The sequence below is a fragment of the Deinococcus sp. JMULE3 genome (genome assembly GCF_013337115.1).
Classification (GTDB): domain Bacteria; phylum Deinococcota; class Deinococci; order Deinococcales; family Deinococcaceae; genus Deinococcus.
Window position 1 is genome coordinate 637,185 of sequence record NZ_SGWE01000004.1, and the last position, 14,262, is coordinate 651,446.

Annotated in this window: 15 protein-coding genes; 6 read left to right on the forward strand and 9 right to left on the reverse strand. The window is 72.6% G+C overall.

Going from position 1 to position 14,262, the window contains the following annotated elements; translation table 11 throughout:
- Positions 1–39: 39 nt before the first annotated feature.
- From EXW95_RS05875 to EXW95_RS05885, 3 genes are all read right to left on the reverse strand, one after another.
- Complete coding sequence (locus EXW95_RS05875; RefSeq protein ID WP_174366677.1) at positions 40–393, reverse strand: hypothetical protein; 354 nt, start codon at positions 391–393, stop codon at positions 40–42.
- A gap of 100 nt (positions 394–493) precedes the next feature.
- Positions 494–1,084: a DedA family protein gene (locus EXW95_RS05880; RefSeq protein ID WP_174366678.1), complete on the reverse strand. Its 591-nt coding sequence runs from the start codon at positions 1,082–1,084 to the stop codon at positions 494–496.
- Between the two features lie 99 nt (positions 1,085–1,183).
- Complete coding sequence (locus tag EXW95_RS05885) at positions 1,184–1,756, reverse strand: hypothetical protein (RefSeq protein ID WP_174366679.1); 573 nt, start codon at positions 1,754–1,756, stop codon at positions 1,184–1,186.
- 75 nt (positions 1,757–1,831) lie between these two features.
- Between EXW95_RS05885 and hisZ the strand changes: the two genes are divergently transcribed.
- Complete coding sequence (gene hisZ / locus EXW95_RS05890) at positions 1,832–3,022, forward strand: ATP phosphoribosyltransferase regulatory subunit (protein ID WP_174366680.1); 1,191 nt, start codon at positions 1,832–1,834, stop codon at positions 3,020–3,022.
- A complete protein-coding gene (gene hisG, locus EXW95_RS05895) occupies positions 3,019–3,654 on the forward strand; it encodes an ATP phosphoribosyltransferase (protein ID WP_046842976.1) in 636 nt (211 codons plus the stop codon). Before hisZ ends, hisG begins: the two co-directional genes overlap by 4 nt.
- A 54-nt stretch (positions 3,655–3,708) precedes the next feature.
- On the opposite strand, the gene EXW95_RS05900 is transcribed toward hisG, so the two are convergent.
- Both EXW95_RS05900 and EXW95_RS21280 read right to left on the reverse strand, forming a co-directional pair.
- Complete coding sequence (locus EXW95_RS05900) at positions 3,709–4,539, reverse strand: MalY/PatB family protein (RefSeq protein WP_371810174.1); 831 nt, start codon at positions 4,537–4,539, stop codon at positions 3,709–3,711.
- 2 nt (positions 4,540–4,541) lie between these two features.
- Positions 4,542–4,889 (reverse strand): hypothetical protein, encoded by a 348-nt coding sequence (locus EXW95_RS21280; RefSeq protein ID WP_371809937.1) that lies wholly within the window; start codon positions 4,887–4,889, stop codon positions 4,542–4,544.
- Positions 4,890–5,078: 189 nt separating this feature from the next.
- On the opposite strand from EXW95_RS21280, the gene EXW95_RS05905 reads away from it, so the two are divergent.
- The 4 genes from EXW95_RS05905 to EXW95_RS05920 all read left to right on the forward strand — a co-directional run bounded on the left by EXW95_RS05905 (position 5,079) and on the right by EXW95_RS05920 (position 7,551).
- Complete coding sequence (locus tag EXW95_RS05905) at positions 5,079–5,777, forward strand: 5'-methylthioadenosine/adenosylhomocysteine nucleosidase (protein WP_174366681.1); 699 nt, start codon at positions 5,079–5,081, stop codon at positions 5,775–5,777.
- A 4-nt stretch (positions 5,778–5,781) separates the two neighbouring features.
- A complete protein-coding gene (locus tag EXW95_RS05910; protein ID WP_174366682.1) occupies positions 5,782–6,168 on the forward strand; it encodes a CidA/LrgA family protein in 387 nt (128 codons plus the stop codon).
- Positions 6,165–6,833 (forward strand): LrgB family protein, encoded by a 669-nt coding sequence (locus tag EXW95_RS05915; protein ID WP_174366683.1) that lies wholly within the window; start codon positions 6,165–6,167, stop codon positions 6,831–6,833. The genes EXW95_RS05910 and EXW95_RS05915 overlap by 4 nt, the downstream gene beginning before the upstream one ends.
- A gap of 103 nt (positions 6,834–6,936) precedes the next feature.
- Positions 6,937–7,551 carry a TetR/AcrR family transcriptional regulator gene (locus EXW95_RS05920; protein WP_174366684.1) on the forward strand — a complete coding sequence of 205 codons (615 nt, stop codon included), beginning with the start codon at positions 6,937–6,939 and terminating at the stop codon, positions 7,549–7,551.
- 118 nt (positions 7,552–7,669) lie between these two features.
- Here EXW95_RS05920 and EXW95_RS05925 read toward each other — a convergent pair whose 3' ends face one another.
- The 4 genes from EXW95_RS05925 to EXW95_RS05940 all read right to left on the reverse strand — a co-directional run bounded on the left by EXW95_RS05925 (position 7,670) and on the right by EXW95_RS05940 (position 14,206).
- A complete protein-coding gene (locus tag EXW95_RS05925) occupies positions 7,670–8,350 on the reverse strand; it encodes a response regulator transcription factor (RefSeq protein WP_174366685.1) in 681 nt (226 codons plus the stop codon).
- A 32-nt stretch (positions 8,351–8,382) separates the two neighbouring features.
- A complete protein-coding gene (locus EXW95_RS05930) occupies positions 8,383–9,453 on the reverse strand; it encodes a DUF4097 family beta strand repeat-containing protein (RefSeq protein WP_371809938.1) in 1,071 nt (356 codons plus the stop codon).
- Entirely contained in the window at positions 9,450–11,165 is a 1,716-nt protein-coding gene (locus EXW95_RS05935; protein ID WP_174368847.1) for a sensor histidine kinase, read from the reverse strand. The genes EXW95_RS05930 and EXW95_RS05935 overlap by 4 nt, the downstream gene beginning before the upstream one ends.
- Before the next feature lie 236 nt (positions 11,166–11,401).
- A complete protein-coding gene (locus tag EXW95_RS05940; protein WP_174366686.1) occupies positions 11,402–14,206 on the reverse strand; it encodes an EAL domain-containing protein in 2,805 nt (934 codons plus the stop codon).
- Positions 14,207–14,262: the final 56 nt, after the last annotated feature.

Below are 14,262 nucleotides of genomic sequence, written 5' to 3' on the forward strand. Positions count from 1 at the left end.
GGGAGGTTGTCCGGTGACAGCCTCCCCCCTCCTCTGCTGCTACGGCACGCGGGGGTGGATGTTCGCGCTGATCGCATCGGCGCTGTACAGGCACTCGTCGGGATACACCGTGACGCGACCGCCGTCGCGACTCGTCAGTTCACCCCGCACCTGCCACAGCTCCGGGGTGAGGGCCTTCACGCCGGTCAGCCGGTTGGACTGCCCATCTGCCCCGTGATACTGCTTGGCCAGGACGCGGCGCGCGAAGCTCACGCACTGCTGCGTGAGCGCCTGCGGCTCCGGCAGCGGGTCGTCCGGGGGGAGAGTCACCGCAGGGGGCGGCGCCGTCCTCGCGTCACGCTTCGCCCGCAGTCCAGCCCCGAGCGTCACGGCCAGCAGGCCGCCCGTCGGCATCACAACTGTCCTCTGCACGGTCATCCCAGCCTCCCCCAGTCAGGAGGGGGTGGGTCCGTCACGCGACGACACCCACCCCCTCCAGTTCCTACGTCCGGCGTCAGGCCATGCGGCGGGCCTGCATGACCTTCAGCAGCACGGGCACGATGCTGATCACGACGACGCCCCCCACGATGAACAGGATGTAGCGGTCCAGGTGGGGGATGCGGTCGCCCAGGAAGTACCCCAGCGCGGGGACGCTGACGCCCCACAGGATGGCGCCGAGGATGTTGTACAGCGTGAACGGCGCCAGGGGCATGCGGCTCACGCCCGCCATGGTGGGCACCAGGGTCCGGACGACGGGCACGAAGCGGGCCAGGACGACGGCCAGCCAGCCGTACCGCGCGAAGAACAGTTCGGCGCGGGTCACGTACTCGGGTTTGAAGTACCGGGCGTCCTGATTGGCGAACACGCGCGGCCCGAACCGCCCACCGATGAAGTACCCGGCGACGCAGCCCAGGATCGCGCCCGCGACGACGGCGGCCATGACACCGCCCAGGCTCAGGGCTCCACCAGCGGCCAGCACCCCGGCGGCCAGCAGCAGGGTGTCGCCGGGCAGGAAGAAGCCCAGCAGCAGGCCCGTCTCGGCGAAGACGATGGCGAACAGGCCCACGTAGGACGCGGAGAGGATCAGGCTGGTCAGGTCGTGCATACCCGCGCAGGCTAGCGTGCCGCCCGGCACGGGCGCGTCACTCGCAGGGCGGAGGCCGGTTCATGAAGGGGCGTGCCGCAGGGTCCGCGTGATGAAGGTTCAGCGGGCGCGGAGGTTGGTGGTGTTCCCGGCGGTGTCGGTCACCACGATGTCGGCCCAGATGCCGGTCGTCTCGGCGTAGAACTCGACCTCCCTGCCAGGGGTGATGTTCAGGCGGTTGCCGTCCACGCTGACCTGCGCCACGCGGACGTTGTCCGTGGCGACGCCCGAGACGCGGATGACGTTCCCGGTACGTTCGAAGCGGGTGACCTTCACGGCAGGCCGGGTGGGGTCCACGCTGACGGGCAGCACGAACTTCGCCTCGTTCCCGGCGGCGTCGCGGGCGGTGATGGTGTACTGCCCGGTGGGAGTGGAGAGCACCGCCTGGAACTGGAAGCGGGCGATCTTGCGGCTGCCGGGCTGGATGGGCACGCTCCTGCCGTCCACCTGGATGTCCGTGACGCCCGTGTCGTCCAGGACGTAGCCCTGCACGAGGAAGCCGTTGGCGCTGCGGGTGGCGCCGGTGTCGGTGACGCTGATGCGCGGCGTGAAGTTGTCGGTGGTGCGGGCGCAGCTGCCCAGCGTGAGGATCAGGCTGGCTCCCAGCAGGGCGAGGAGGGGGGCTCGGCGCATAGTGCGGGCAGTATACGCGCCGCGCACGGGGCGTTCAGACCGGGGTGACGGTGGGCGGCGCGGGTGGCGCTTAGAATGCCGGGCGTGAATTCGTCCGCCCCATCCACCGCTGCCGCACCCGGCGCCGCGCCGCGCGTGTCGGCGTTCATTCCGGAGGGCACGCGCGACGTGCTGCCGCCCGAGTGGGCGCAGCGTGAAGCGATCCGCGCGCAGCTGTCCGGCCTGTTCTCCCGCTGGGGGTACCGTGGCGTGGAGGTCCCCGCCCTGGAGTACGCCAGCGCGCACCATCCGCAGGACGCCGTGGCGTTCAAACTGATCGACTCGGGCGGGCAGGTGCTGTCGCTGCGCAGCGAGTTCACGACCGCCGTGGGCCGACTGGTCCGCACCCGGTACCCGCAGGGGCCGTTCCCGCTGCGGTTGCAGTACTCCGGGCGGCTGTGGCTGCGCGCACAGAACAGCGAACTGGGCCGCCTGCGGGAGTTCAATCAGCTGGGCGTGGAACTGATCGGCGTGGAGACCGCGCAGGCGGACGCGGAACTGCTGCACCTGGCGGCGGCGGCGCTGCGTGAGGTCGGGGTGGGCGCGGCGCTGGAGGTCGGGTACCCGGGCTTCGTGGACGCCGTGCTGGAGGACGCCGGGCTGCACGGCGCGGCGCGGGCGGCGCTGCACGACGCGATCGACCGCAAGAGTGGCGCGGACGTGGACCTGCTGTGCGGCCAGTTCGGGCTGGGCGGCGACACGCGCCGCACGCTGCACGCCCTGACGGACCTGTACGGCGGCCCCGAGGTGCTGGACGCCGCGCAGGCGCTGGCGCGCGGCACGCGGGCGCAGGAGGCGGTCGCGCACCTGCGCCGCGTGGCCGCGCTGTACGCGGGGCCGCTGCTGTTCGACCTGGGCGTCAGCCGCCGCTACGACTACTACACCGGGCTGACGTTCCGCGCGTACGCGCCGGGCCTGAACCAGCCGGTGCTGGGCGGGGGCCGCTACGCGCTGGAGGGGGGCCTGCCGGGCGCGGGCTTCGCGCTGGGCCTGGAACGCCTGATGCGCGCCCTGGCCGGTGACCTGCCCCCCGAGCCGGAACTGGTGCTGGCGCTGGACCTCGCGGCGGCCGACGCGGCGCGCACGCAGGGTCTGCACGCGGAACTCGCCTGGACGGACGACCGGGCCGAGCTGCAGGCGTTCAGCGCCGCGCGCGGCATCCACCGCTGGGCCAGCAGTCAGGGCGGCACGCTGACCTTCCAGCCCGCCCCGGAGGTAACGCAGTGACCCCCGCCCCCACCCGTGACCCCGGCCACCTGACCCTGGCGCTGCCCAAGGGCCGCATCCTCGAAGACGCCATCGCGCTGCTGTCGCAGGCGGGCCTGCCGCTGACCATGCCCGAGAAATCCCGCGCGCTGCGGCACGAGTTCCCGGGCGTGACCGTACTGGAACTGCGCAACCAGGACGTGCCGGTGTACGTGGACCTGGGCGTCGCGGACGCCGGGATCGTCGGGAAGGACGTCCTGATCGAGTCGGGCCGCACCGTGTACGAACCGGTGGACCTGAAATTTGCCGGGTGCCGCCTCTCCCTGATCCGCGAGGTCGGCGCGGACGGGGACATCGCTCGGGTCGGCACGAAGTACCCCCGCGCGGCCCGCGCGTACCTGAACGCGCGCGGCATTCCCGCCGAGATCGTCAAGCTCAGCGGGAACATCGAACTGGCGTGCCTGACGGGCCTCGCGGACGCCGTGGTGGACCTCGTGCAGACGGGCAGCACCCTGCGCGCCAACAACCTGGAGGAAGTGGACGTGCTGTTCCACTCGACCGCGCGGCTGGTCGTGAACCGCGCGGCTCTCAAGACCCGCCGCGAGCGCCTGCGGCCCCTGATCGAGCGCCTGCGCGAACTGACCTCGCAGTAAACGCAGGAAGTGGAAAGTGGGGAGTGGTGCAGCACCGCATCCACTCCTTCCGGCCTACTTCGTGGCGTTCAGGGCGCGTTCCACGCGGGTCAGCGCCTCGGTCAGCAGCTCGCGGCTGGTGGCGAAGTTCAGGCGGATGAAGCCCTGATACTGCGGCTTGTGGCCCTCGTGCGCGAAGACCGGGCCGTCGTGGATGGCGACCCGCGCTTCCTCCAGCAGGAAGTTCTGGATGTCCCCGGCTTTCGGGTGCTCGCGCAGGTCCAGCCACGCGAGGTACGTCGCCTCGGGGACGTGGAAGCGCACCCAGGGGAGTCGCTCGCGCAGGAACGCCGCCATGAAGTCCCGGTTCTCCTGCAGGTACTGGGCGGTGTCCGCCAGCCAGGGGCCACCCTCGGCCAGGGCGGCGCGCCACATGGTGACGCTCAGGGCGCTCTCGTGACCCATCAGTCCGCCCGCTGCGCCGCGCACGCGGGTCAGCAGCTGGGCGTTGTGGCTGATCATCGCGCCGATGCCCAGCCCGGCCGTGTTGAACGCCTTGCACGGCCCGGTCAGGGTGATGGTGCGGTTCTGCACGCGCGGGTCGGCAGCGAACGCCTCGAACGCCTCGTCCGTGAAGCGCAGGTCGGCGTGCAGTTCGTCGCTCATGACGAACAGGTCACGCGCCAGCACGAGGTCGCGCAGTTTCTGCAGTTCCTCGGCGGTCCACACGCGCCCGGTGGGGTTGTGCGGGTGGCACAGCAGCAGCAGCCGCGACCCGCGCGACGCGGCGTCCATCGCCGCCCAGTTGATCTCATAGCCGTTCTCGCCGTCGCGCAGGGGCACGCCCGCCACGCGGCGGCCCAGCTCCGTGATCGCCAGGTGGAACGGGTGGTAGATGGGCGTCATGGTCACGACCGGCTCGCCGGGGTGGTCAGGGCGTGCACGGCGGCGTAGATGCCCGGCACGACGCCCGGCAGGAACGTCACGTTCTCGTGCGTCAGGCCGTCCAGCCCCTGCGCGGCCAGCTTCGGCAGCAGGGCGTCTTTCAGGCGGGTGTCGCCGCGCAGCTGCGCGTAGCCCAGCCCGGCGTCCAGCCGCTCGTGCAGGGCGCGCATGATGGGCGGCGCGACCGGGAAGTCCATGTCCGCCACCCACATGGGAATGACGTCTTCCGGGTACTGCGTCCACTTCAGGGAATCGGGGTGACGCAGGGCCGTGACGTCCAGCGTGTCGCGCGGATTGAGGGTGTCCGTCATGCCCGCGAGCATACGCCCCGCCCATGAGGCGGCGGGAAGTAGGGAGTGGGGAGTAGGCAGTGGGAAGTGGAAGCCCGAGCACCCGCCCAGGCCTTCCCGCCCACGCCCCCCCAGACTCCTGGGACGCGGACCTCCGGCCCACTCCCCACTTCCCACTCCCCACAGCCCTCCCCCGCTAGACTGCACCCCATGCTGGCGATCATTGGCGCGATGGATGAAGAGATCGAGTTGCTTCTGGCGGACCTGATGGCCCGCGAGGACCTGACCTTTCCGGGCGTGACGCTGCACCGGGGCGCGCTGGACGGCGTGCCGGTGCTGCTCACGCGCGGCGGGATCGGGAAGGTGAATGCCGCCATGACCACGACGTACCTGCTGATGCAGGGCGCGACCCGCGTGATCTTCACGGGCGTGGCGGGCGGCGTGCACCCTGAACTGCGCGTCGGGGACATCGTGGTCAGCACGGACTGCGTGCAGCACGACGTGGACGTGACGGCGCTGGGCTACGCGGCGGGCACCGTGCCGGGCGAACTGCCGGCGTGGCCCGCCGACGACACGCTACGGCTGGTGGCGCTGGAGGCCGCGCGGGACGTGGAGGGCATCCGCGTGCTGGACGGCCGCGTGGCGAGCGGGGATCAGTTCATCGCGTCGAAGGAGGGCGTGACGCGCCTGTGGACGGGTTTCGGCGCGGCCTGCGCCGAGATGGAGGGCGCGGCGGTCGCGCAGGTGTGCGCGAAGGCCGGCGTGCCGTTCGTGGTGATCCGCTCGGTCAGCGACACCGCCGACCACGACGCGAACGTCGACTACCGCGAGTTCATGCCGCTGGTGGCCCGCCACGCCAAGCAGGTCGTGCGCGGGATGCTCGCGCGCCTGAGCGCCCAGGCAGGCTGAGCCTGTGACGTCCGGGTCGGTCACGGCGCGCCTGCCGGCCCCGGCCCGGTTCGTGCTGGGCCTGGGGCTGCTGCTGGCGTTCGCGGCGGCCGGTCAGGCGCTGACGGGCGCGCTGGGGCTGCCGCTGCCGGGGTCGGTGGTGGGGCTGGTGCTGCTGTGGGCGGCGCTGGGATTGAAAGTGGTGCGGCTGCACTGGATCACGGACGCCGCCGACGGGCTGCTGGGCATCCTGGGGTTGCTGTTCATTCCGGCCACCGTGGGGTTCCTGCAGTTCCTCAGCGCGGGGGCCGCGTGGGGCCTGTGGGTGCTGGTGATGACGGCGGGCCTGCTGGTGGGGGCGGGCGCGGCGGGTCTGCTCGCGTCGCGCCTGCTGCGCCCGGAGGACGCTTGATCTGGGTCATGGTCACGCTGCTGGCCTTCGCGGCGGGCGTGCTGATGCAGGTGCGGGTGCGGTCCCCGCTGGCGAACCCGACGCTGATCGGCACGCTGATCGTCGCCGCTGCCCTGCTGCTCACGCGGGTGCCGTACGACGCGTACCTGCACGACGTGCAACCGCTCTCTGCGCTGCTCACGCCCGCCGTCGTCGCCCTCGCCGTGCCGCTGTACCGCCTGCGGGCACTCCTCGCCCGGCAGTGGCGCGCCCTGCTGATCGGCGGACTGACCGGGACCGCGCTGGGCGTCACGGTGGACACCCTGCTGGCCCGCGCGCTGCACCTCTCCCCCGACGCGCAGCGGGCCCTGCACACCGCGCCCGCCACCAGCCCCGTCGCGCTGCAACTCGCACCGTTCACATACGCCCCCCCCGCGCTGGCCGCCACCCTCGCCGTGCTGTCCGGCCTGATCGGCGCGCTGATCCTCCCCGCCCTCCTGACCGCCCTGCGCGTCCGGCACCCCCTGGCGCGCGGCATCGCCATCGGGTCCGTCGCGCACGGTGTCGGCACCGCCCGCGCCCGCGAGGAAGGCGAGCAGACCGGGGCGGCCTCCTCGATCGGCATGGGGCTCGCCGCGCTGACCGTCACGCTGATCGTTGCGGTCGTCGGGGGGAGTGGGCAGTAGGAAGTGGGGAGTGGGTCGGAGGTCCGCGTCCCATCCCACAACCCACTCCCCACTGCCCCGCCCCGCCTTGACCTTCACCCGCGCAGCCGGGATGCTGTGGGCAATGGCGCGCAAGGTGAATCCCATTCAGGACCGCGCGCGGCGGGCGGCGCTGGAGAAGGCGGCGTACCTCGCGATCTACGAGCGGGGGTACGCGGGCGTGACGCTGGCGGACATCGCCGCGCACGCCGGGGTCAGCCGGGGGACGCTGGTGTACCACTTCGGGAGCCGCGCGGGACTGCTCGCGGCGGTGATGCGGCGCTTCTCGCGGACGATCGCGGTGGCGACGCGGCGCGCGGTGCGCCTGTCGGGCACGCCCGAGGGGAAGCTGCGGGCGTACGTGGACAACCAGTTCTACGGGCTGGTGAACACCCGGCGGTTCTACACGGTGTCCCTGGATTTCCTGGCGGCCGCGACGCGCGACGCGGAACTGATGACCATGCAGCGGGCGTTCCTGGCGGAGTCCCTGGCGGTGGATCTGGAACTGGCGCGGCTGGTGGGATCGGCGGGCGCGGAGGGCCGGGCGCGGCTGCTGCGCGCCATCGTCGAGGGCCTCAGCGTGCGCTTCCTGGCCGACCCGGACCCGGACCTGGGCGTGTACCGCGCGGACTGCATGACGGGCCTGCGCGCGGTGCTGGGCTGGCCGCCGGACGACGCCAGTTATACGGACTCCGGTTGAATGGTTTGCAAAAACCGTTCGACCCGAGCGGATGCGAGAAGGAGAGAAGCGGGTTCCGGGCGTGGAGTTGGCAGATCGGTGGAGTTCCGATCTGTCAACGAAACAGACGGAATCCGTATTAGACGTTGACGCCGTCCAGGGTGGCGATGCCGTGTTTCAGGGCGTACAGGGCGGCCTGGGTGCGGCTGTCCAGGCCGAGTTTGCTGAGCAGGCGCGACACGTGGGTCTTGACGGTGGCTTCGCTGACGCCCTGGTCGGTGGCGATGTCGCGGTTGCTGTACCCGTGGGCGAGGAGTTGCAGGACGATGGTTTCCTTGGGGGTGAGGCTCTCGCGCATCTCGCCGCCGCGGAAGTCCCGCACGAGGCGTTTGGCGGCTTCGGGGTGCAGGCGGACCTCGCCGCGTGCGGCGGCGTGGATGGCGTCGGCCAGCGTGTCCGAACTGGCGTCCTTGAGCATGTAGCTGATCGCGCCCGCCTCGATGGCACCGTTGACCTTGTGTTCCTCCAGGGTGCTGGTCAGGGCGATGACCTCGGTGTCGGGGTGCTGGCGTTTGAGGGTGCGGGTGGCGGTGATGCCGTCCATGACGGGCATCATCAGGTCCATGATGACCACGTCGGGGTGCAGGGTGGCGGCGGCCTGGAGGGCTTCCTCGCCGTTGGCGGCCTCGCCGATCACGTCGATCAGCGGGTCGAGGCCGAGGAAGAGGCGCAGGCCCTGGCGGACGACGGCGTGGTCGTCGACGAGCAGCACGCGGACGGTGGCGGGCGCGGGGGATGCTGGGGTGGGGTCGTGGGTCATGTGGGGTCTCCGGGTGGGGGTTCAGCGGCGGGTCAGCGCCGGGTCAGGGAGCGGCTGGAACTGGCGGGTGGGTCGGGGGCGTACGCGGGGTCGCTGGTAATGGTCACGCTGCGGCTCCCGGCGTCCACGAACACGTCCAGCGCGGGCGTGGGGCTGGGGGGGCGGTCCGGGGGGAAGTTCAGCGTGTCGCGGTCCGGGTAGCGGACGCGGGCGGTCAGGGTGGGCGGGAGGATCAGGGTGACGTCGCCGCTCTGGCTGCGGATGTCGAGGTTCCCGCGCGTGCGGGCGGTGGCGGTGATGCGGATGTCGCCGCTGCCGGTGGTGACGGTGCCGCGCCCGGTGAGGACCGGGAGGGTCAGGCGCACGCGGCCGCTGTCGGTGCCGACGCCCAGGGTCTGGGTGGTCAGGCCGCCCAGGTCGAGGCGCTGGTCGCCGCTGCCGGTGTTGACGCGCAGCGCGTCGGTGAGGCTGCCGCGCGGGGCGTTCAGGGTGACGGCGCCGCTGCGGCTGACGGCGCTGATCGCTCCGGCCTCGCGGGCGGGGAGGGTCAGGGTCTGGTCGCCGCTGTCGCTGCGGACGGTCAGGGCGCGCAGGCGCAGCGGCGTGAGGTTCAGGGTCTGGTCACCGCTGGCGGTGCCGGTGCTGAGCGTGACGGGCAGGTCGCGGCTGATCCCGACCTCCAGGCGGTGCTGCACGCCCTCGGGGCCGCTGATGACCACGCCGCGTTCGCGCAGGGGCTGCACGTTCAGGTTCAGGTGGGCGGTGATGGCGCGGCCCTGGCGGGTCACGTCGGCCTGCACGGGGTTGCGGGCGCGGTGGTGCGCGCGGCCGCGCAGGGCGTAGGGACTCCCGGCGTTCAGCGCGGTGACGCTCAGGTCGGTGCGGTCCCCGCCGAGGGTCAGGGTGGCGCTGCTGGCGAGGTCCAGCGGGAGCGGGCCGTCCAGCTGCACGCTGATGGGCGTGTCCTGCACGCTCATGCCGGGCGTCAGGGTGCGGCCGCTGCCCTGCCACACGAGCAGGCCGCCCACGCCCGCCAGCAGCAGTCCGGCGGCCATGCGGCGCAGGGTGGGCGCCAGGGGGCGCGAGGCGGGCAGGCTGGTCACGCGCTCACCTCCGGCCGGGTGGCGGGGAGGGTCAGGGTGACGCGGGTGCCCTGGCCGGGGTCGCTGAGGACTTCCAGGGTACCGCCGGCCCCGGCGGCGCGTTCGCGCATGCTGCGCTGCCCGAGGGTGCCGCGCCCCTGAGCATTGACGTCGAAGCCGCGCCCGTCGTCGCGGACGCTCAGGGTGACGTGCGTGGCGTCCTGGGTGACGCTCAGCCACACCTGACCCGCGCGGGCGTGCTTGACGGTGTTGTGCAGGGCCTCCTGTGCCACGCGGTACGCGGCGGCCTGCGCGTCGGGGCTCAGGGCGGGTTCCTCGCGCAGGTCGGCGTGGACGGTCAGGCCGTGGCGGGCTTCGAGCGCGTGGGCGTGCTGGGTCAGCGCGGCGATCAGGCCGCCTTCCTCCAGCGCGTCGGGGCGCAGGCTGAACAGCAGCGCCTTCATCTCCGAGACGCCCCCCTCGGCGAGGCGGATGGTGTACTCCAGGCTCTGGCGGGTGCGGTCCGGGTCGCGTTCCAGGGTGGCGCGGGCGGTCTTGGCGCCCAGCGTGATGCCGTACAGCGCCTGCGCGACGCTGTCGTGCAGTTCACGGGCCAGCCGGGCGCGTTCCTGTTCCCCGGCGCGCGCGCCCGCCCGTTCGATCAGCTGCGTGGCGTGCAGCGCGGTCCCGGCGTGGTCGGCGATGGACAGCAGGAACGCCAGTTCGTCCGCGCCGGGCCGGGTGCCGGGCGCGTACAGGGCGCGCAGGGTGCCGCCGTCCGCGCCGGCGCTGGCGGGCAGCGTGACGGGCAGCGCCGCCAGCGCCGCCCCGCCGCTCAGGGGCGTCAGGCTGGCCTCGCCGGGCGCCGGGGGGCGGGTCAGCGGGCCGCTCAGCGCCGCGAGGTCCGGCGGGCCGAAGCCCGCGTCCAGGGCGCGCAGCGTGCCGTCCGGGGCGACCAGCGCGACGGCGTCCGCGGTGCTGGCCGCCCGCGCCTGGGTGGTCAGGTCGCGCAGCGTGGCGGGCAGGTCGTCGCCCAGCGCGACCCTCCCGGCGGCGCGGCGCAGGGCGATCACCTCGCGCCGCGCGGCCTCGGCGGGGTCGCGGGCGAGCAGCGCGGCGCCCAGGCGGGTCCACATGCGACCCATCAGGTTCACGACGCCCGCCGTGACGATCAGCGCGCCCGCCCCGGTCAGCATCAGGCCCGCCACGGCGACCGGGCCGGGCTCCAGCGTCCACTCGTTCCACACCAGCGGGACGCTCTTGTCCATCAACCATATGGGCGCGCCCAGGCCCAGCACGACCGCCGCGAGCAGCGCCGCGAGCACCACCCAGCAGATCAACCCCAGCGGCAGCTGGATCACGTGGAACAGCAGCGTGCGGTACGTGGCGGGGTCGCCCAGCGTGGCGCCCAGCCACCCGAGCAGCCCGCCGGGCCTCAGCGCGTGCGCGGGCCGCGCGAAGCGCACGCCGAGCACGCCCATCAGGGCGCGTTGCGCGTCCCCGAGCGCCGCGACCAGCCACAGCGCCCCGATCAGGAACAGCGCCCCGATCAGGACCGGCAGGCTCAGCACGCCCACGAGCACGGCGGCCGTCAGCAGCGCCGCGACCAGCGTCCCGGCGGGCACGCTGAGCAGCACGTACGCGGCGGCGCGGTACGTGGCGGGGTCGAGCAGTTCCGCCAGCGCGTGCCGTGGGGCGGGGCGGGCGGGTCGGGTCGGGCCTCCCTGATCCATCACCCTTATCATGCCGCGCAGCGTAGCGGGCCGGGCGCGCCGCGAGCGTCCCCCGAAAGGCGCACGCGCTGCCCGCCGGTCATAAGGCCTCGGGTTGAAAGGTTTGCAAAAACCTTCAACCCGAGCGGATACGACTCGCAGAGCGGCGGAGCAGAGAAGCAGCAGGGCGGGTTCCGGACGTGGAGCTGGCAATCCGGTGTGGTTCCGGGTTGTGAACGAAACAGACGGAATCCGTATCAGGCATGCGCGGCGAAGGCGGCGTGCTGCGCGGGCCAGTCGGTCAGCCACGTCTGGAACTCGGCGGGCGGCAGGGGCCGCGCGAAGAGGTAGCCCTGCATGGCGTCGCAGCCCAGCCGCAGCAGCTGCCGCACCTGCGCGGGTTCCTCGACGCCCTCGGCGATCACCTGCAGGTTCAGCGCCTGCCCCAGGCCCACGATGGCGCTGATCAGCGCGGTGGCCTGCGGGCCGCTGCGGTCCGGCGCGAGGAACGACCGGTCGATCTTCAACGTGTTCACCGGGAAGGCGTGCAGGTAACTGAGGCTGGAGTACCCGGTGCCGAAATCGTCGATGCTGACCTGCACGCCCAGCGCCCGCAGCGCCGCGAGGTTGCGCTGGACGTGTTCGACGTGGCGCATCAGGAGCGTCTCGGTGACCTCCAGTTCCAGCAGGTGCGCGCTCAGGCCGCTGGAACGCAGTTCCTCCTGCACGGTTTCCAGGAAGCCGGTCTCGCCGAACTGCGCCGCCGAGATGTTCACGGACACCGGCAGGGCGCGCCCGTCGTCTGCCCAGCGGCGCGCCTGCGCGCAGGCCTCGCGCAGCACCCAGCGGCCCAGCGGGACGATCAGTCCGGTGTCCTCGGCGACGGGGATGAACGTGGCGGGTGGGACGGGTCCCGCGGGGCCGTTCCAGCGCAGCAGCGCCTCGGCGCCCAGCACCGCGCCGCTGTCCGGGTTGACTTTGGGCTGGTACACGAGGTGGAACTGCCCCGCGTCCAGAGCGGCGCGCAGGTCCTGCCGCAGCTGGTGCTGCCGCTGAATCTCGTCGTGCAGTTCACGGGAGTAGAAGTGGTGGCGGTTGCGGCCCTCGGCCTTGGCGCGGTACATGGCGGCGTCGGCGTGCTTGAGCAGCTCGTCGGCGTCACGGCCGTCCTGCGGGTACAGGGCCGCGCCCAGACTGAGCGTGACGTGCACCACCTGACCGTCCAGGTCGTACGGCGCGGTGACGGCCGCCATGAGTTTGCTGATCACGGTCTGCACGTGCGCGGCGCTGCTCACCTCGGGCAGCAGGATGATGAACTCGTCCCCACCCTGGCGGCTGACGGTGTCCGAGGCGCGCAGGTTGCCGGTCAGGCGGCGGGCCACCTCGCGCAGCAGCTGATCCCCGGCGTGGTGCCCCAGGCTATCGTTCACGTCCTTGAAGTGGTCGAGGTCCAGGAACAGCACCGCGAACGGCGTGCCCCGGCGCCGGGCCAGGGTGGTCGCCTGCGCGATCCGGTCGCGCAGCAGCACGCGGTTGGGCAGGTCGGTCAGCGTGTCGTGCTGCGCGAGGTGACTCATGCGCAGCGCCATGGTGCGGGCCTCGGTGACGTCATGGAAGACGATCACGGCGCCCAGCAGCTCGCCGGACTCGCTGAGGATCGGCGCGGCGGAATCCTCCACGCTGAACAGCGCGCCGCTGCGCGACCGCAGCGCGGTGCCGCCCATCATGCCCATGATCTCGCGGCGGCTCAGCGCGGCCCGCAGGGGGTTCGGGGCGACCGTCAGGGTGGTTTCGTCCAGCAGGGGCATGACCGTCTCGATAGGCTGCCCGGCGGCGTCCTCGTTGCTCCAGCCGGTCATGCGCTGCGCGACCGGGTTCAGGAACGTGACGTTTCCGTGCGGGTCGGTGGTGATCACGCTGTCCCCGATGCTCGCCAGGGTCACGCGCGCCAGTTCCCGCTGCTCGCGCAGGGCCTGCTCGGCGCGGCGGCGCGCCGTCACGTCGGTCCCCAGCGCGAAGAAACCACGGACCTCGCCGCCCTGAAGGTCGGGCACGTAACGCAGTTCGGTGTGCCGCTCGCGGCCCGCCGCGTCCGTGATGGTCCGGTCGAACACCTGCGCCTCGCCGCGCAGCACCGCGTCCATGAACGGCCGGTTCAGGTGGTACGCGTCCGCGCCGATCACGTCCCGGATGTGCTGCCCACGCATCTGCTGCGGGGTCTTCCCGAACCAGTCCAGGTACGCGCGGTTCCCGAAGCGGTTGCGCAGCCCGGCGTCCCAGTACCCGATCATGGCCGGCAGGTTGTCCAGCAGCACCTGCACGTCCCGCTGCGCCTGCACCCGCGTGGTCACGTCCGACAGCGTCCCGGTCACGCGCGTGACGACTCCCCCGTTGCGTGCGGTCACGCGCCCCCGCAGCGCCAGCCAGCGGTCCACGCCGTCCGCGCCGCGCTGCCGGAACTCCAGGTCGATGTGCTCCGCCTGACCCTGCGCGTGCTGCCGGTACGCGCGCAGCGTCCCCACCCGCTCGGGGCGCGGCAGGGCCAGCCACCAGTCCCGCAGGGTACCGCCGGGCAGCACGCCACCCAGGACCTGACAGCGTTCGGTGCAGTCCAGGGTGCCCAGCGTGGGCCGCCAGTCCCAGATGCCGTCCTGCGTGGCCTCCACCGCCAGGTGCAACCGCTCGCCGAGGTCCTGCACGGCCGTGACGTCCTGCACCTGCGACAGCAGCGCGGCCGCCTCGCCCGCCAGGCCGAGCAGTACCGACACCTTCACCTGCGCCTGCACGACCCGCCCGTCACGGCTCAGGTAGCGCTTGCGGCGCTCGAAGCCGTCCTGCTGCCCGTCCAGCGTCCGCTGCCACTGCAACTCGTCGGCCGGCAGGTCGTCGGGGTGCGTGACGGTCCGGTACGAGCGGCCCAGCAGGTCGTCCCGCGCGAAACCCAGCAGGTCGCACAGGGCGTCGTTCACGTCCAGGAACGTGCCGTCCGTGTCGAGCAGGGACATACCGATCGGTGAGCGGCGGAAGACGGCGCTCAGCAGTTGCGCCCGCTGTTCAGGCATGGTCGGGAAGGGCAGTGAGTGAAGGCATCGGGGAGACCTGATTGTAGACCACGCCC

Excerpts from the sequence above, each read along its gene's own strand:
- EXW95_RS05875 (WP_174366677.1), bottom strand. The coding sequence starts at position 393 with ATGCCGACGGGCGGCCTGCTGGCCGTGACGCTCGGGGCTGGACTGCGG.
- EXW95_RS05880 (WP_174366678.1), bottom strand. The coding sequence starts at position 1,084 with ATGCACGACCTGACCAGCCTGATCCTCTCCGCGTCCTACGTGGGCCTG.
- EXW95_RS05885 (WP_174366679.1), bottom strand. The coding sequence starts at position 1,756 with ATGCGCCGAGCCCCCCTCCTCGCCCTGCTGGGAGCCAGCCTGATCCTC.
- hisZ (WP_174366680.1), top strand. The coding sequence starts at position 1,832 with ATGCCGGGCGTGAATTCGTCCGCCCCATCCACCGCTGCCGCACCCGGC.
- EXW95_RS05900 (WP_371810174.1), bottom strand. The coding sequence starts at position 4,539 with ATGACGCCCATCTACCACCCGTTCCACCTGGCGATCACGGAGCTGGGC.
- EXW95_RS21280 (WP_371809937.1), bottom strand. The coding sequence starts at position 4,889 with ATGACGGACACCCTCAATCCGCGCGACACGCTGGACGTCACGGCCCTG.
- EXW95_RS05905 (WP_174366681.1), top strand. The coding sequence starts at position 5,079 with ATGCTGGCGATCATTGGCGCGATGGATGAAGAGATCGAGTTGCTTCTG.
- EXW95_RS05920 (WP_174366684.1), top strand. The coding sequence starts at position 6,937 with ATGGCGCGCAAGGTGAATCCCATTCAGGACCGCGCGCGGCGGGCGGCG.
- EXW95_RS05925 (WP_174366685.1), bottom strand. The coding sequence starts at position 8,350 with ATGACCCACGACCCCACCCCAGCATCCCCCGCGCCCGCCACCGTCCGC.
- EXW95_RS05935 (WP_174368847.1), bottom strand. The coding sequence starts at position 11,165 with ATGGATCAGGGAGGCCCGACCCGACCCGCCCGCCCCGCCCCACGGCAC.
- EXW95_RS05940 (WP_174366686.1), bottom strand. The coding sequence starts at position 14,206 with ATGCCTGAACAGCGGGCGCAACTGCTGAGCGCCGTCTTCCGCCGCTCA.